We start from the raw sequence: 17,108 nt of genomic DNA, 5'->3' as shown, positions 1-17,108 counted from the left end.
ATACCAGTTTGGGTAGATTCCCAAATTATTCTCAAGCTATACTGGCATACCAGATGCGGCCTGTTCAACCGAAACTTAGAAATAAGTGGATGATTGGCTTTTGTTGAGTAGCTGATAGGTTAGAATTCGCACTTTACCTGAATAAATTGTATGGTTTTGGTGTATTATGTATCAACAACAAGTTCAACTTTTGGGAAATCCTTTAACGCTTAAAGTCAGCAATCCAGATGTTAATCAGTCCTGTAATATTATTGGAATTGATAACAATGGAGAAGGGAAATCTTTATACGTCTATAATGTCGTAGCGGATGCGTTAGAATCTAATAAACGCAATATTGAAGACTTAATCAAGGAATATGAAAGACAGACAAATATTGCTTTAAAAGTTTTGATTGCGCTATCCGATGGCGTTATTTGGGTACTAACCACTGTTATGAATATCTTTACCTCTATCTTCGGAGGAGTTGGTGGTGCTGGAATTTATGGCATTATGTTTGTCTTAATTATCCTTGCTTTGTTGGCGATAGCATGGATTTATGCCTTAATGGTAATTCTACCTCTTATGGCAATTTCTTATGGTACTAGACTGTGGTTAGAACAAGTTTCTAAAAAAGCCATAGAACAATTAAGCAGAGACGCAAGAGAGGTGGCGCGTAAATCTTTAAAAGGAACTCAAGATTCCTTACAATTACCTGAAAATAATTCGTAATTTACCTCAAAAATGATCTTTTTTCTAAGCCAATAAGAGGGTTTAATGAACAGTTTCTGGCAAGACTTTTTTACCTTTCGGAAAATGGTCAGCATTACCATTATCAAGTTTCTCTATATCTTAGGCTTGTTTATGATTACCCTAGGAGGTTTAAGTGGACTATTTGTGGAACCTTTAGCAGGAATCGATTTACCGCCGATTTATGGCTCCGATAGCTTGGGAAAAATTGGCCTCTCGATTTGCTATGATGTGCGTTTTCCTGAACTCTATCGCTATTTATCGCAGCAAGGAGCCGATGTTTTATTTGTACCCGCGGCGTTTACGGCTTTTACAGGGAAAGATCATTGGAAAGTTTTGTTACAAGCGCGAGCGATCGAGAATACTTGTTATATAATAGCTCCCGCTCAAACGGGCAATAATTACGCACGCCGTTACACCCACGGTCACGCTATGATTATCGATCCTTGGGGTGTGGTTTTAGCCGATGCGGGGGAAGAAGCGGGAGTGGCAATTGCCGAAATTAATCCCCAACGTCTGCAACAGGTGCGACGACAAATGCCTTCCCTACAGCATCGTGTTTTTGTTTAAAATTCGCTCAGAAAATTAGTTCCCAGGGACGGTTATCAATAGGGAACAGAGCCTCACTTCTGGCTCTCCCAGGTGTGGTGGGTAAAATGTATTGTAAGATATAGTCTTGCGGGCGAGGGAGTGGAACGAACCACTCCAGACACAAAGGACACAGAGATCGATCACTATAAGTTAAAATTATCACACAAAGAATAGGAGAGCCTCACTTCTCTGTTCTCCAACCACTTATAATAACTTTTTAGCAAAATCGATCGCTTCCTGAAAAACTGTGACTTGGCCCTCAATTTGGGCAATTTGTACCTCGGTTAATAACTTACCGATAATCGGACTGGGTTTCAGGTGTAAATGGTTAATTAAATCATCGCCCCTTAATAAAGGTCGGGGATGGGCGATAATATTATCGGGATCGAGATAGGAAGTCAACAGAGAAGCGACGATATTTTTGTTAATCCCCATCGATAGAGCAAAAAGGGCAAAGACAGGAAATACTTTTCCCGTATTTAGATAAATAAAATACTGTTCCCGCAGACTTAAATTATCTGGCTCCTTGAGAGGAGGTAAACACTTAATTACCGTGATTACCGTGCGAATTTCCCCCCTGGAATACTTGAGATCGATTAACTCTTTTTCCGCTTCTGCTAAAATATCCGATACCAATAGGGCCAATTTTGTCAACTGTAACTGAGAAGGGGAAAAGATAAATTTTTCCGGTAACAAAGATTCTAAAAATCCCGCTGCCGCTTCCACCCCCATAACTCGCTCCATTTTTGCGGGGGTAATCCGACGCAACCAGAGAGATAATAAGCCATCTTCCCAAGCACTTTTTAGCCATTTATTGCCACGGGAATTGAGCAAAAGGTAATTCAACTCGGATTGTACCCTTTCGGCGGCTACACGGCGCAATAAAGGGGCAAGAGAACGAATAGTTGCACGGGTATGGGGTTCGATTTCAAAGTCCAATTGAGCCGCTTGTCGATAGGCCCTTAATAATCTTAGGGGATCATCTTGGAGATTTTCGGGGGAAATCATCCGCAGGGATTGGCAGCCTAAATCTTTTAATCCCCCTAAAGGATCGAAAATTTCTTGGGTGTGGAGATTATAAGCAAGAGCATTAACGGTGAAATCCCGTCTTTTTAGGTCTATTTCTAGAGATTCTCCCTCCTGTTGTGCGAAATCAAGAGTCCCCTGGGGAAAAACGACGCGAGCAATTTGACGAACGGCATCTAAAACCACAAAACCGGCCTTATACTGATGGGCAATAGTTTGAGCAATTTCGATCGCTTTTGCGGGAACCACAAAATCTAGGTCAATATAGTCTTTCTGACGGTTTAATAAAGCGTCTCGCACAGCACCACCGACTAAATAAGCATTTTCTGGCAATTCTTGCTGATTAATCGCAAAAACTTCTTTAACTAAACTATCTAGGTTTTTTTGACAAGACATCGAGAAGATAAATTTACAAAAATATAATTTTTACCGGCCCTATTTGGGGAGAGACTGAGCTAGATTAACGGAAAAGACTTATAGAGTTAAACCTATGTGTATTTGTATTAACTGCTATTTTGTTGATCGCTGTCTCACCTATCATGCCGTAGAAACACAACATCAGGAACGTCATCTCACCGAGACACCGGACTTTGAAGCGAAGAACCCTTCTATTAACGTTAACATTCGCACCAAAGAAGATTATATCGAAATGGAGTGGGATGTGGTGGGTTGCGAAAGCTTTTTACGCGAAACCGGTAAATGGTCTAGTTTGCGGCCGGGTGAACCAATTCCCACCTAAAACACCTGAACTACCCATACATATCTACTACAAGAGCCGAAAACCCTTGTCCAGCAATGGATAGACCCGTTAACTTTTCTTGCTGTACTCGTGCAATAGTGGTCATGTACATGGAAAAAGTTCCGATTGAGTCGATGTGGATTGTTGAAGCTAAGGGACGCAGAGATGAAGCGAGAAATGGTTCTGTTCAGCTAATTTCAGGCGAAGAGGCTTTAGCGCAAGTCAGACGGCTGTAAGTGCGCTCGCCATGTTACAGGATAAAATAAGTAAACCGAGTTGAAATCGAAGTCAAGGATATGGTAATTCGACAACCCCGCTACAGCAAAAAAGAATTTGCCCGACGTGGTAATGAACTCTATGAATCCCAAGTGCGCTCTCAAGTTGAAGAAGGCAATTACGGCAAAATTGTGGCGATTGACATTGAAACCGGAGCGTTTGAAGTTGCCGATGATTTGGTGACAGCATCGAAACAACTTTCTGCACGAGTGCCTGATGCTCAGACTTGGTTTATTCGGATTGGGCATCTAGCAGTCGATCACTTTGGTACACGGAGTTTGAGAACAAAGCAATGATGCAAGGTCGTGTGAATCAAAGGTGTGAAGCGACCTTATCGATCGCGCTCACGAATAATAAGACAGCGCAGATGGTAGATGCTGTAACTGATACAGGATTTTCGGGTTTTCTCACCTTGCCGTCTGACATAATTGCCACATTGGGGTTGAGTTGGGAGGGCCGAGATATTGCCACATTAGGTGACGGAACTTTCTGTACGTTTGAGGTTTACATCGGGCGCGTGATTTGGGATGGGCAATATCGTGAGATTTACATCAACGAATCAGAGACACTTCCACTAATCGGGATGCAGCTATTGCGAGGTTACGATCTGCGGATTCAAGCGATCGAGGGTGGTCTAGTCACGATTGAGGCTTTGGAGTAGAGTGCAATCGCCATCTTACACGATAAAATGAAGGAACCGAGTTGAAATCGAAGTCAAGCTTATGCCAACTCGAGGTAACCGTTCAGGGGGGAGACGAAATCTGGTAATCTGAGAGGCATCACAGACAACAAAAGTGCTCCAGACTGGTAACGGCATGAGCTAAAATTTGGAAAGTGCCATGTCAACCCATCGCGAAATAATCATGAGATTTAGGCGCATTCCTGGAGAGTACCGAATGGAATCAGATGACCACAAGAATGAATTGTCTCTTTTATTCACTGATCCTGAGGCGGTGTGGCACTTTCGCCTTGTTAACCCAGATTGGCAGCTTGATTTCGAAGCCGTGCAAGTTTTGGATTCGGTTCTTGAATGGCAAGTAGAGCGCATCTTTGAAACCACTACACCAAATACCGCTGAAAATACAAACGAATCAGTCCGAGCAAGCAATTCGGCAGATTTGTCTTTAATCGTTCAAGCCTTGATTGACTTTGGTCACTTCTTTGGCGAGAAAGCTGGTGAGGTCAAGGTTTCTCTGAAAACAAATACGATTTACCGTAACCATTAGCCAAATTATCACTAAGAGAAGTTATACCATGCCGCTAACACCCCAACAAGCCCTCAGCCAGTTATCTCAATGGAATCAAGCTGCGACACCACCTACAAATGCACAGCTTAATGATCTCATTTCTCAGTTGTCTGTCCAACTGAATGGAACCACATCAACTGCTCTTTACAGCGGACGGCTTGGTCCCGACGATTCTTTTAGAAGAACTCAAGATATTGCCCTTGCTTTGTCAAGTCAGTCAGGAGGTAAGGTCGGGGTTATTAACAATACAGATGCAGCTCGAGTAATCACATCCAATGAATTCCAGGAGGCGATTCGGAAGGCCAACGGCGGCGATACTGCCACTGTCAATCAGCGTCTTTATGGCTCAGGTGGGGTTTGGGATACGACATCTGCTCGTTTCGCAAGTCAGATCACTGGCCCAGTGGTCTCAGTTGTTCCGTTTGCAGATCCACAAAAGATTTGGGCAGAGACTGAGTTGCGGCAATTACTTAACAACAATAACGTATCCAGTATTAACGGAATAACTCGTGCATCTTTGCTACAACAATTCAATGCAATAGAGAGTAGCAAGGGCGGAGCCGCAGCTTATTCCGAAGTAAGAAATCATCTTGTCAACAAGTCCTTCCTTGATGGAATCACGTCAGATCTAAGAATTTCAGCTGATGGAAAAGCAGTTTCTGTAGGGGAAAGATTCTTTAGATCAAATGGAATTCCAGACGTCGGTGCTTTAAGCGCTCCAAGCGGTGTCGGAATGTCCCGATACATTAACAGTTACGGCGGAATTACGCAGGATACGTTTAATCGTATCAGAGCATCCGCAAATTGGCTTTTGGATTTAAACGGAAATGGAGCCAAATACATTGGCAATACAGTTGGCACTGCGGTCAAGTACCTTGGTCCTGTAGGCGATATACTTGATGGCGCGTTGTCTGCGGCTCGTGCCTATGATTTATATACAAACGGAAATTCTCAAGGTGCTTTCGCTGAACTAGCAGGATTTGCGGGAGGCCTCGCCGGCGGCTTTTGGGCTGGAGGCACTGGAATAGCAATCGCTGGAATGCTCGGCCTTTCTGGTCCCGTGGGTTGGGGCCTTGCAGCAGCGCTTGCTATCGGGGGTGGGCTTGGGGGCGAAGCGTTGGCGCGATGGGGGGCTAATGGCCTTGCAGATCTATACAATGGCCTTGGGGGATGGCTAAATGGAGTCGACAACAACTTCGCCGACGCCATCCGCGACCAGCTTCGCCGCCTGATCGATCCCATCGTTCTCGACCTGGATGGCAACGGCATTGAACTCACTCCGCGTGCGACATCCAATGTCTATTTCGATATGGATGGCGATGGCATCAAAGAACAAACGGGTTGGGTGAAGCCGACGGATGGCCTGCTGGCAATTGATAGCAACGCCAACGGCCAAATCGACAACATCAATGAGCTAATCGGTGATCTTGGACGCTCAGGCTTTGCTGAACTGGTCACCTATGACCTCAACAATGACCGAGTTATCAATGCCAGTGATGCAGTCTGGTCCCAGTTCAGAGTTTGGCTCGATGCCAACAGTAACGGTCTTACCGATGCAGGCGAGTTGCGTACACTTGCTTCCCTCAATATTCGCTCTATCGACTTAAGGTATACAGCCGTCAACTTCACGGCAGAAGGCAACCGGATTCACGAGCAGTCGATCTTTGAATATACAAATGGGACCACTGGCTTAGTCGCAGATATCTGGTTTGATGTCTCCAATGTTGCCACCAATTCCTCGATTAGCTTGACGGGCAACATCACCATTGACAATCTCCCTGACATTCGTGGACGGGGCGATGTCAAGTCACTGCGCTCTGTCATGTTGGCGGATGGAGCTTTGGCCACACTGGTTACGGGTTTTGTTTCTCAGAACCTCAGCAGTCTTGCCAACGCCCGCAGCCAGGCAGAGCAGATCATTTATCGCTGGGCGGGTGTGCAATCCGTTGACCCATCATCACGAGGAGGACTATTCGATGGGCGCAAGCTGGCAGCACTAGAAGCCTTTCTGGGTACACAATTCGTCGTGGAAGGTATCCGAAACCCCAACGCCCAGGCCGTAGGCAGCTTGACTGACTCCTGGAATGGTCTTGTGGATGGCATCCTAGCGAGGCTGTTGATGTCTGGCCCGCTAGGTAGTGCCATGGCCGATAGCGCTGTCTATGTACCCGAAATCGACAGACTTATGACCGTACAGACCCCTGCGGATCTGTTGAATAGTTTCAAAAGCAAGGCTCCTGCTGGTGACGGAATTACGGTAGCAGGGTATTGGGCGGCCGTTCTCCCGCTGGCGCGGGAAATCATCCAGGACGTGGGGGGTGATCCAACTTCGACAAGCTTCACCACAGCGGTGAACGCGGCCTTGGAAAACACTGGGCTTGCACCATTTGCCGATCTGCTCACAAATGGAATCATCCCATTAAGCCCAATACCCTCCGTACTCCAAAGCGCAGGGGTATTTCGCCTCACATCAGGTAATGACACCCTTTGGCTGGGAACTGATCGTTATGCTGTCTTTGCTGGCGACGGCAATGACTTTTTGGCCTTCACCACCGACAACTCCCAACCACAGCACCTAGATGGTGGTGCTGGGAACGATCAGATCTATGGTACGGCGGCAAATGACTGGTTAGACGGTGGCGCTGGAGCCGACACCATGGCCGGCGGCGGGGGTAATGACACCTACACCGTCGATGACGTGGGGGATGTGGTCATCGAATTAGCTAATGCTGGGGAGGATCATGTGCGTACCTCCATCACCTATACTTTGGCCAGCACCCTAGAGCATCTGACCCTCCTTGGCACCACCGCCATCAACGGCACCGGCAATGCCTCTGCCAATCGCCTCAGTGGCAACAGCGCCGCCAACCGACTGGAAGGTCTCGCCGGTAATGACACCCTTGATGGGGGTGCCGGTGCCGACATCCTGAATGGTGGATGGGGAGCCGATCTTTATCGCATCGATGCCACAGGCGATGTCATCATCGAAACAGGCAGCGACATAGACACCGTTGAGGCCTCGCTGAACTATACCCTCGGCGCACGACTGGAAAACCTGGTGCTGATTGGTACCGCCCTCAACGGTACGGGCAATGAAGCCAACAACAGCCTCTGGGGCAATGCCCTGAACAACACCCTCAACGGCGCTGCCGGTGCCGACACCATGATTGGCGGCCTTGGCAATGACATCTACATCGTTGATAACCAAGGTGATTCGGTTCAGGAGGAAGATGCCGCTGGCACAGACCGGGTGCAGTCCTCCATCAGCTATACCCTCAGTGGGAATGTCGAACAACTCGTCCTGACCGGCTCGCAAGATCTCTCAGCAACCGGCAATGATCTCGCCAACCAGATCACTGGCAACACCGGCGACAACTGGATCGATGGAGACCTAGGTGCTGACACGATGAGCGGTGGAGCTGGAGACGATGTCTATGTCGTCGATAACGCTGGTGATGTAGTGACAGAAGCGGCCAATGCAGGTATCGACTGGGTGTATTCAACTCGCTCTGCTTATACCCTGGGTGCCAATGTGGAGAATTTACAACTGTATATCAGTTGGGACGATGGCATCAACCGCAATGGCACCGGCAACACTCTGGATAACGAGATCATCGGAACCAGCGGCAGCAATATCCTGACCGCTCTAGCCGGCAATGACTCCCTCTACGGCCAGGGAGGAACCGACAGTCTCTATGGTGGTGATGGCGACGACCTCCTCAACGGTGGCAGTGAGCAAGACCGCCTAGAAGGGGGTGCCGGTAACGACCGCTACATCGTTGATCTGGCCACTGATACCGTTATAGAAGCCCTCAACGCTGGCAGCGATACGGTGGAATCCTCTGTTTCCTGGATACTGGGTGCCAACGTTGAACACCTCACACTGACAGGTGAGTGGAATGCCATCGATGGTCAGGGTAATGGACTCAACAATCAATTGACCGGCAACAACGGTAACAACAACCTTGACGGCGGCACTGGTGCTGACACCATGGCTGGTGCTGGCGGTGATGACACCTACACCGTCGATGACGTGGGGGATGTGGTCATCGAATTAGCTAATGCTGGGGAGGATCATGTCCGCAGTTCAATCACCTACACCCTGAGCAGCACCCTGGAGCATCTGACCCTCCTTGGCACCACCGCCATCAACGGCACTGGCAATGCCTCTGCCAATCGCCTCAGTGGCAACAGCGCCGCCAACCGTCTGGAAGGACTAGCCGGCAATGACACCCTTGATGGGGGTGCCGGTGCCGACACCCTGAATGGTGGGTTAGGCGCTGATCTTTATCGCGTTGATGCCACAGGCGATGTCATCCTCGAAATAGGCAGCGACATCGACACCGTTGAGGCCTCGCTCAACTATACCCTGGGCGCCAGAGTTGAAAATCTGGTGCTGATTGGTACCGCCCTCAACGGTACGGGCAATGAAGCCAACAACAGCCTCTGGGGCAATGCCCTGAACAACACCCTCAACGGCGCTGCCGGTGCCGACACCATGATTGGCGGCCTTGGCAATGACATCTACATCGTTGATAACCAAGGTGATTCGGTTCAGGAGGAAGATGCCGCTGGCACAGACCGGGTGCAGTCCTCCATCAGCTATACCCTCAGTGGGAATGTCGAACAACTCGTCCTGACCGGCTCGCAAGATCTCTCAGCAACCGGCAATGATCTCGCCAACCAGATCACTGGCAACACCGGCGACAACTGGATCGATGGAGACCTAGGTGCTGACACGATGAGCGGTGGAGCTGGAGACGATGTCTATGTCGTCGATAACGCTGGTGATGTAGTGACAGAAGCGGCCAATGCAGGTATCGACTGGGTGTATTCAACTCGCTCTGCTTATACCCTGGGTGCCAATGTGGAGAATTTACAACTGTATATCAGTTGGGACGATGGCATCAACCGCAATGGCACCGGCAACACTCTGGATAACGAGATCATCGGAACCAGCGGCAGCAATATCCTGACCGCTCTAGCCGGCAATGACTCCCTCTACGGCCAGGGAGGAACCGACAGTCTCTATGGTGGTGATGGCGACGACCTCCTCAACGGTGGCAGTGAGCAAGACCGCCTAGAAGGGGGTGCCGGTAACGACCGCTACATCGTTGATCTGGCCACTGATACCGTTATAGAAGCCCTCAACGCTGGCAGCGATACGGTGGAATCCTCTGTTTCCTGGATACTGGGTGCCAACGTTGAACACCTCACACTGACAGGTGAGTGGAATGCCATCGATGGTCAGGGTAATGGACTCAACAATCAATTGACCGGCAACAACGGTAACAACAACCTTGACGGCGGCACTGGTGCTGACACCATGGCTGGTGCTGGCGGTGATGACACCTACACCGTCGATGACGTGGGGGATGTGGTCATCGAATTAGCTAATGCTGGGGAGGATCATGTCCGCAGTTCAATCACCTACACCCTGAGCAGCACCCTGGAGCATCTGACCCTCCTTGGCACCACCGCCATCAACGGCACTGGCAATGCCTCTGCCAATCGCCTCAGTGGCAACAGCGCCGCCAACCGTCTGGAAGGACTAGCCGGCAATGACACCCTTGATGGGGGTGCCGGTGCCGACACCCTGAATGGTGGGTTAGGCGCTGATCTTTATCGCGTTGATGCCACAGGCGATGTCATCCTCGAAATAGGCAGCGACATCGACACCGTTGAGGCCTCGCTCAACTATACCCTGGGCGCCAGAGTTGAAAATCTGGTGCTGATTGGTACCGCCCTCAACGGTACGGGCAATGAAGCCAACAACAGCCTCTGGGGCAATGCCCTGAACAACACCCTCAACGGCGCTGCCGGTGCCGACACCATGATTGGCGGCCTTGGCAATGACATCTACATCGTTGATAACCAAGGTGATTCGGTTCAGGAGGAAGATGCCGCTGGCACAGACCGGGTGCAGTCCTCCATCAGCTATACCCTCAGTGGGAATGTCGAACAACTCGTCCTGACCGGCTCGCAAGATCTCTCAGCAACCGGCAATGATCTCGCCAACCAGATCACTGGCAACACCGGCGACAACTGGATCGATGGAGACCTAGGTGCTGACACGATGAGCGGTGGAGCTGGAGACGATGTCTATGTCGTCGATAACGCTGGTGATGTAGTGACAGAAGCGGCCAATGCAGGTATCGACTGGGTGTATTCAACTCGCTCTGCTTATACCCTGGGTGCCAATGTGGAGAATTTACAACTGTATATCAGTTGGGACGATGGCATCAACCGCAATGGCACCGGCAACACTCTGGATAACGAGATCATCGGAACCAGCGGCAGCAATATCCTGACCGCTCTAGCCGGCAATGACTCCCTCTACGGCCAGGGAGGAACCGACAGTCTCTATGGTGGTGATGGCGACGACCTCCTCAACGGTGGCAGTGAGCAAGACCGCCTAGAAGGGGGTGCCGGTAACGACCGCTACATCGTTGATCTGGCCACTGATACCGTTATAGAAGCCCTCAACGCTGGCAGCGATACGGTGGAATCCTCTGTTTCTTGGATACTGGGTGCCAACGTTGAACACCTCACACTGAGCGAAGAAGATGCCATCGATGGTCAGGGTAATGGACTCAACAATCAACTGACCGGCAACAACGGCAACAACAACCTTGACGGTGGCGCTGGTGCTGACACCATGGCTGGCGCTGGCGGTGATGACACCTACACCGTCGATAATGCGGGGGATGTGGTTTTTGAATTGCCAACATCTGGGACAGACCATGTCCGCAGTTCAATCACCTATGCCTTGGGAGCATTCGTGGAAAATCTAACTTTGCTTGGCAGCGGCAACATTAACGCAACCGGAAATACTTTGGCCAACACGATTTCTGGCAATGCTGGCCAAAATATCATCAGTGGCGGTCTCGGACAGGACACATTGACTGGCAACACTGGAGCAGACACTTTCCGTTTTCAAACAATTGAAGATAGTGCTAACTTTGAGTATGATGCAGACATTATCACAGACTTTTCCCTGGCCCAGGGGGACCGGATCGACATATCGGGTATCGATGCCGTGGCATCCAGCGTCCCGGATAATGCCTTTGTCTTTATCGGCTCATCAGCGTTCAGTGCCGCTGGGCAGGTTCGCTTTTTCGCCTCCAGCGGCATGACTTATGTCTCGCTAAATACTAACAGTGATCTGAACAATGTTGAGTTGATGATTGCATTAACAGGACAACTGACTATGCAGCAGTCTCATTTTCTTCTTTGAATCTACGAACTTGTTCAAAAACATAACTTGAATCCACAAAAACTATATCGTTTTCTCACGCTTCCCGCCTCCCCACACTCCCTGACAGGTGTAGGTATTTTACAACTAAGAGGAAGGGGAGTAGTAAAAAGCATGGCCAATTCAAGTCTGAATTGGCCAACAAACAAATATTAAGGGAGTAGAAGGGTTAAATTATGAAACGATCAACACCATGAAAATTTTAGGAGCTTTTCTGTCAATTTAAAGAGAAGATATAAGTAGAAAAAGTGCGGGCTTGTGTTTGTTCCAGTTTGATGTTATTATGCTAAATCTGGTTATTAAAAACTGATTATTTATTCTCCCCTCTCCCTTCTCCTATCTCCTCAGCTTAACGGGTTACTCCATCCACCACTGGACGGACATCGCTACCCTCAAAATAGCCGGGGTTGCCTGTCCAGTTGAAATCCGACACGCGGATGTTGAGTATTCCCAACTGCAGCACTGGGTTATAGCGCAAAATTAAACTATAGGTCCGACGACTCCATTCGAGAAAATATTCTGTACTGATTTCCTTAGCTTGATCGATACTATAAATGCTCTGGAAACCCACGCGAATCGGACCATATACCTGTTGAGTTATACCATAGGACATGGTTTGTTGATCAACAAAGCGATCGAAGAAAAAGGGTGATTGTCCGTTAACTAAACCCTGACTAAAACTGAGATTAAATCCGGTATAGTCGAACAAATCGCGGGAAAAACGCCCAAACTGTCCCAATAATCCCACGGTTCCCGTGACGGAATTTTGCGTCTCTCCGTTAGTGTAATAACTGCTGACACCGGTGACACCAGTGACAAGAGCAATATAGGGTTGAACGGGAAGAGGAGAAAATCTTAAACCTTGGTCGGGAGTCGGTGGTAAAGTAAGGGCAGACCAGAGTAAAAAACTGCGATTGAGGGAGATAGCACCCTGAAAACGGCTTAAATTGGTCACATTATCCGTTGCATTGGCCGCTAAGAGATCACTGCGATCGGTGGGTGCGTTAACATTCTGAACAGAAGCTTGATAACTGAGTCTGATATCCGTATTGGGGACAACAATCACCGGTGAGGTCAAAATTGCCCCAAAACTGCTATTAACCGTCTGAAACCCCAAAGAACCGTTAAAGAGACGCTCGCGATAATTGTACTCCACATTGAGCAGATAGGGATCCTGCAACTGTCCGATCGTCTGTTGAAAGCGAATTTTAGAACGAACAATATTTTCGATCTGTTCCAAATCTAAATTAGAAAAAGAAGCTGTCGCTTGCAAAAACGAGCGCTCACCAAAATTAGTGGCAAAATTGCCCAACAAACCAAAAGCTTTCGGACTAAGGGGCGAAACTTCGCCACCTCCGGGGTTAGCTGAGGGAAAAGCATCGGGATTAAGGACTTTTTGAATTAAATATTGCGGTGTCAACTCAAAAAGAGTCTTCGGTGTCTCCACTAAAGTTAGGGGACTTTCTACGAAAAATCCGCCCCGATCCTCCCCATCATAGCCCGGGGCAATTAAAAAAGGACGACGACGACGGCGATCGAAAGTAAGACTATTAATAAAAGTGGGTGCCACTACCCGTTGATCGAAAACCAACTGGGAATTACTCATCCGTAACTCATCGGTAAAGGGGCCGGTACTGCGAAAAGTGGCGGAATTAGCTCGAACTTCCAATTCAGGGGGGGAAAAAGGGTCATTCGTCAGACGCACATTAGTGGCATTCCACACCTTACCATCAAAATTCAAGCGTTCGGCCTGAAAACGGACACGATTAATCGTTCCCCCCGATGGACTACTAATATTCTGTCGATCGCGTCGACTGGGATCCTGTCCCCCGACGACAAATTGAAAACCCTCTCCCGTGGTGATTCTCTGCAAGGGTTGATTTAATGCCAAACGATCGGTTAGGGTTCCAAAAGAACCACCGGCCCCCACATCCGTGGGCAGCGTTTGTCCTAAATCCCTAGCGGTGCTGGGTTGAAAAATCTCCCCATTAGCATTAAATACCACACCGCTATCCTGGACGAAATAATACTCAAAGCGATCGCCGCGCAGGATTTGATCTCCCCGGGTTAGGATCACCTGGCCCTCCGCTACCGCTAACTTTTCGGGAAGATTAATCTGTAAGCGATCAGCTGTTAGTACACTTTGGGCAAAACGCAGGGTAACATTACCTCTAGCGGTGATAATCTGCCGATTTTGGTCAAATTCCTGCTCATCGGCCACCAATTCTAGGGGCTTTTCCCCTTCTGGATTAACTGCAGCGGTCTGAGCTAGGCTGTTATTGAGGGAAATCAAGTATTCTTGGCTGGTTTTTTCGCCTTTTTTCCGCACTAATAGCCGAGTTGAGCCATTTTTCTGGTTAAGAGCTTTTTGATTTAATCCTGAAACTATCTCGGTTTCGGGATGAATGGTGACACCAACGGCTGCGGGGGGTGGAGAATTCTGGACAGAAAGGGGTTTTCCTAAAGCTGCCGCATCACCCGCACTGCTAGGTAAAGGTTCTAAGGGAATACCCTGATCGGGAACCAAGGGTTTTACCTCGACGGTTTCCGGAGGTGGAGTGACGGTGAGGGGAATAGAAACGCTCTCTTCTGAAGGCTTTTTTGCCTCTAGAGGTGCTGGGGTGACAGGGAGGGGAACTACAGACGTGGGAATATTTTCAGCAACTTGGCGCTCCTCCGTTTCCGGTTCGGCTACAGTATTAATCAGGGCAGGTGGTTCAACAGCTAAGAAAAAAAAAGACATGACTGCACGAGTCGGCGATCGAAATAGAGGACGAGCGAACCTCAATGATACTACCACGATCATTATTTCTAGGGAGACAGGGAAAGTCCGATAACTTGTTCCCTGTGTCTCTACCCTAGAACCAGTTTGATAATTGTCTTCTACTCAAAGTCTTTGCGTCCGGGGTTACGGGTAGGATCGCCAGAAAGGAAGCCAAAGATAAAAAGTAAGACAAAGAAGGAAACAACGATATAAACGGCGATTTTTAGGGTTAACATTACTAAGACGTTCTCCTTAGACTAGATTAATGCAATAACAGGGTTAGCATACCTTGACCTACTTTACCCTATTTGAGTGATCCCTGAACAGAGAAAAGCGATCGGTTCTCAGTTATCAGTGAGCAGATGTGAATTTTTAGTTTACTGATCACTTAAAATACAACTAAATAGCCTATTTTTAGCCAATTTATGAATAATATCGGTAAATTGTATGTGGTGGGAACGCCGATCGGCAATTTAGACGATCTGACTTTCCGATCCCTGGCAACTCTCAAAAAAGTCGCTCTAATTGCCGCCGAAGATACCAGACACACCGGCAAATTATTACAGCATTTTGATATTTCAACCCCTCAAATTAGTTACCATGAACATAATCGCCTTTCCCGTCTCGATCAGTTATTAAATATTCTCAGCCAAGGTCAGGATATCGCCTTGGTTACTGATGCGGGAATGCCGGGGATTTCTGACCCTGGTTATGAGTTAATTAAAGCTTGTATAGAAGCTCAGATCGAAGTGGTTCCCATCCCCGGAGTAACGGCGGTAATTACTGCTTTAGCGGTGTCGGGATTACCCACGGAAAGATTCTGTTTTGAAGGATTTCTTCCGGGTAAGGAAAAGCTGAAACAAGAGCGCTTAGAGGGTTTAAAAACCGAAACAAGAACGATGGTTTTTTATGAAGCACCTCACAAACTTATTAAGACTTTGGAGGATTTACGCGAAACTTTCGGATCAACGAGAAAGATAGTTTTAGGTCGGGAATTAACCAAGCTTTACGAAGAAATTTGGCGAGGAACTATCGCCGAGGCGATTAATTTATATCGGGAGAATAAAACTCCTAAAGGGGAATTTACGCTCATAGTTATGGGCAACGATCAGGCCGATAATATCCAATTATCCGAGGAGGAATTAAAACGGGAATTAAAACAAATTATAGAACGGGGAGTTAGTCGATCGCAAGCCAGCAGACAATTAGCACAGGTTACTAATTTATCCCGCAGTCGTTTATACAAATTAGCCCTAGAAATTTGATGATTATCAATTTTTATTCCCACCGCTAATCCTCGATTATTTAGCCGATTGAAGTAACAAAATTCCCCCGGCAGTTAATCCTAAAATGTTGGGCAACCAAGCGGCCATCAAGGGGGTTAAAACTCCGCCAATGCCTAAGGAACTGGTGACAAAAGATAGGAGATAATAGGAGAAAATTAGGACAATACAAATACCGAAACTGGTGGCTTTATTAGAATTTTGGGGACGCAATCCCAAGGCTGCCCCAATCATCCCAAAAACTAAACAAACAAAGGGTAAAGATATTTTCTGCTCGATTTGAACCTGTAGTTTTCTAATTTTGGTAGGATTGCCACTTAATTGCATTATTTTTAGGTATTCCTGCGCTTGTCTTAGGGTCATTTCTGAACCATCTCGCGCCCGAAAAGCTAAATCTAAAGGGGTACGCGGTAGGGCTAATTGTTGATGTTGAAAGCGGACAATATTACGATAGGAACCATTAGGATCAATTAGATAAATTGTGCCGTTATAAAAATCCCAGATATTCTTTTCAATATTCCAAGAAGCTGATTCTGAGGTAATAATTTGATTAACTTCCGGTTGGGTGCGATCAAGAATGGTTAAACCTAACATTTCTTGACCGTTAAATCTTTCAGCATAAAATAACCTTCTTAATACTGTTTGCGATTCCCCTCCATCCGGTGGCCGCACTTTGCCGTATTCAGGATAAATAATATTATCTTCAATAAAAGATTTGCGATTTGGTCGCAGAGCTTTCGTCATGGTAGCATTAGCTTCATAACTAGCAGCTGGAGCCACATAATCATTAAAAATGTAGGTTAATCCCGTCACTATTAAACTTAGCACAATGGCGGGAATTATTAGGCGATAAACACTAATTCCAATACTTTTAAAAGCAATTAATTCGCTATCACTGGCTAAACGACTGTAGGCCATTAAAGCTGCTAAAAGTATCGACATGGGAAAGGCTAAAACAATAAACTCTGGCATTTTTAATAGGAGAATTTTTAGGGCCAAAGTAAAAGGTAAACCCGATTCAGTAATCCGTCGCACTAAATCAAATAAAGTCCCGATCGCCACTCCCAAAGAAGTGAATAAACCCATACCAAATAGAAAGGGTAATAATAACTCGACAAAAATATAGCGGTCTAAGATGGTAAATCCGGGTATTCTACTTAAATTTCCTTGCCAATTGCTAACTTTCATGATATAATGCAG

11 protein-coding genes and 3 pseudogenes are annotated in these 17,108 nt (G+C 47.5%); 10 read left to right on the top strand and 4 right to left on the bottom strand.

Translation table 11 applies throughout. The features are described from left to right. Positions 1-166 precede the first annotated feature (166 nt). The 3 genes and pseudogenes from ACQY1X_RS10185 to ACQY1X_RS10175 all read left to right on the top strand — a co-directional run. Entirely contained in the window at positions 167-709 is a 543-nt protein-coding gene (locus ACQY1X_RS10185; RefSeq protein ID WP_002803048.1) for a hypothetical protein, read from the top strand. Positions 710-754: 45 nt separating this feature from the next. Then, positions 755-862: pseudogene (locus ACQY1X_RS10180) on the top strand (DUF4282 domain-containing protein); the annotation flags it as partial. A gap of 21 nt (positions 863-883) precedes the next feature. Continuing rightward, positions 884-1,297: pseudogene (locus tag ACQY1X_RS10175) on the top strand (nitrilase-related carbon-nitrogen hydrolase); the annotation flags it as partial. A gap of 225 nt (positions 1,298-1,522) precedes the next feature. Here the strand turns inward: ACQY1X_RS10175 and ACQY1X_RS10170 are convergent. Next, positions 1,523-2,740, bottom strand: coding sequence for a CCA tRNA nucleotidyltransferase (locus ACQY1X_RS10170; RefSeq protein WP_430015649.1), 1,218 nt, complete (start codon positions 2,738-2,740; stop codon positions 1,523-1,525). A 94-nt stretch (positions 2,741-2,834) separates the two neighbouring features. On the opposite strand from ACQY1X_RS10170, the gene ACQY1X_RS10165 reads away from it, so the two are divergent. The 6 genes and pseudogenes from ACQY1X_RS10165 (at position 2,835) to ACQY1X_RS10140 (ending at position 11,843) form a co-directional block, all read left to right on the top strand. After that, positions 2,835-3,083: a Ycf34 family protein gene (locus ACQY1X_RS10165; RefSeq protein ID WP_002760106.1), complete on the top strand. Its 249-nt coding sequence runs from the start codon at positions 2,835-2,837 to the stop codon at positions 3,081-3,083. 137 nt (positions 3,084-3,220) lie between these two features. After that, a pseudogene (locus tag ACQY1X_RS10160) lies at positions 3,221-3,319 on the top strand (addiction module protein); the annotation flags it as partial. 60 nt (positions 3,320-3,379) lie between these two features. Continuing rightward, complete coding sequence (locus ACQY1X_RS10155; protein ID WP_079209427.1) at positions 3,380-3,655, top strand: hypothetical protein; 276 nt, start codon at positions 3,380-3,382, stop codon at positions 3,653-3,655. Then, positions 3,652-4,020, top strand: a complete 369-nt coding sequence (locus ACQY1X_RS10150) for a clan AA aspartic protease (RefSeq protein ID WP_287744787.1) — start codon at positions 3,652-3,654, stop codon at positions 4,018-4,020. Before ACQY1X_RS10155 ends, ACQY1X_RS10150 begins: the two co-directional genes overlap by 4 nt. A gap of 235 nt (positions 4,021-4,255) precedes the next feature. Beyond that, a complete protein-coding gene (locus ACQY1X_RS10145) occupies positions 4,256-4,585 on the top strand; it encodes a hypothetical protein (protein ID WP_430015648.1) in 330 nt (109 codons plus the stop codon). Between the two features lie 28 nt (positions 4,586-4,613). Next, positions 4,614-11,843: a beta strand repeat-containing protein gene (locus ACQY1X_RS10140; RefSeq protein ID WP_430015647.1), complete on the top strand. Its 7,230-nt coding sequence runs from the start codon at positions 4,614-4,616 to the stop codon at positions 11,841-11,843. Between the two features lie 367 nt (positions 11,844-12,210). Here ACQY1X_RS10140 and ACQY1X_RS10135 read toward each other — a convergent pair whose 3' ends face one another. Both ACQY1X_RS10135 and ACQY1X_RS10130 read right to left on the bottom strand, forming a co-directional pair. Beyond that, positions 12,211-14,604, bottom strand: coding sequence for a DUF3769 domain-containing protein (locus tag ACQY1X_RS10135; protein ID WP_430015646.1), 2,394 nt, complete (start codon positions 14,602-14,604; stop codon positions 12,211-12,213). Between the two features lie 140 nt (positions 14,605-14,744). Then, complete coding sequence (locus tag ACQY1X_RS10130) at positions 14,745-14,861, bottom strand: photosystem II reaction center protein I (protein ID WP_002732356.1); 117 nt, start codon at positions 14,859-14,861, stop codon at positions 14,745-14,747. 189 nt (positions 14,862-15,050) lie between these two features. Between ACQY1X_RS10130 and rsmI the strand changes: the two genes are divergently transcribed. Next, a complete protein-coding gene (gene rsmI / locus ACQY1X_RS10125; protein ID WP_430014494.1) occupies positions 15,051-15,890 on the top strand; it encodes a 16S rRNA (cytidine(1402)-2'-O)-methyltransferase in 840 nt (279 codons plus the stop codon). A 36-nt stretch (positions 15,891-15,926) separates the two neighbouring features. On the opposite strand, the gene ACQY1X_RS10120 is transcribed toward rsmI, so the two are convergent. Continuing rightward, a complete protein-coding gene (locus ACQY1X_RS10120; protein ID WP_016516317.1) occupies positions 15,927-17,096 on the bottom strand; it encodes an LptF/LptG family permease in 1,170 nt (389 codons plus the stop codon). Between the last annotated feature and the right edge of the window lie 12 nt (positions 17,097-17,108).

Origin of the sequence: Microcystis protocystis FBCC-A270 (assembly GCF_050500235.1) — a bacterium.
Classification (GTDB): domain Bacteria; phylum Cyanobacteriota; class Cyanobacteriia; order Cyanobacteriales; family Microcystaceae; genus Microcystis; species Microcystis ichthyoblabe_A.
Note: the sequence above shows the minus strand (reverse complement) of the source record. Positions and strands in the feature narration are given on the sequence as shown.

What these genes read in the sequence shown, in the direction of transcription:
- ACQY1X_RS10185 (WP_002803048.1), top strand. Translation starts at nt 167, where the DNA reads ATGTATCAACAACAAGTTCAACTTTTGGGAAATCCTTTAACGCTTAAA.
- ACQY1X_RS10170 (WP_430015649.1), bottom strand. Translation starts at nt 2,740, where the DNA reads ATGTCTTGTCAAAAAAACCTAGATAGTTTAGTTAAAGAAGTTTTTGCG.
- ACQY1X_RS10165 (WP_002760106.1), top strand. Translation starts at nt 2,835, where the DNA reads ATGTGTATTTGTATTAACTGCTATTTTGTTGATCGCTGTCTCACCTAT.
- ACQY1X_RS10155 (WP_079209427.1), top strand. Translation starts at nt 3,380, where the DNA reads ATGGTAATTCGACAACCCCGCTACAGCAAAAAAGAATTTGCCCGACGT.
- ACQY1X_RS10150 (WP_287744787.1), top strand. Translation starts at nt 3,652, where the DNA reads ATGATGCAAGGTCGTGTGAATCAAAGGTGTGAAGCGACCTTATCGATC.
- ACQY1X_RS10145 (WP_430015648.1), top strand. Translation starts at nt 4,256, where the DNA reads ATGGAATCAGATGACCACAAGAATGAATTGTCTCTTTTATTCACTGAT.
- ACQY1X_RS10140 (WP_430015647.1), top strand. Translation starts at nt 4,614, where the DNA reads ATGCCGCTAACACCCCAACAAGCCCTCAGCCAGTTATCTCAATGGAAT.
- ACQY1X_RS10135 (WP_430015646.1), bottom strand. Translation starts at nt 14,604, where the DNA reads ATGTCTTTTTTTTTCTTAGCTGTTGAACCACCTGCCCTGATTAATACT.
- ACQY1X_RS10130 (WP_002732356.1), bottom strand. Translation starts at nt 14,861, where the DNA reads ATGTTAACCCTAAAAATCGCCGTTTATATCGTTGTTTCCTTCTTTGTC.
- rsmI (WP_430014494.1), top strand. Translation starts at nt 15,051, where the DNA reads ATGAATAATATCGGTAAATTGTATGTGGTGGGAACGCCGATCGGCAAT.
- ACQY1X_RS10120 (WP_016516317.1), bottom strand. Translation starts at nt 17,096, where the DNA reads ATGAAAGTTAGCAATTGGCAAGGAAATTTAAGTAGAATACCCGGATTT.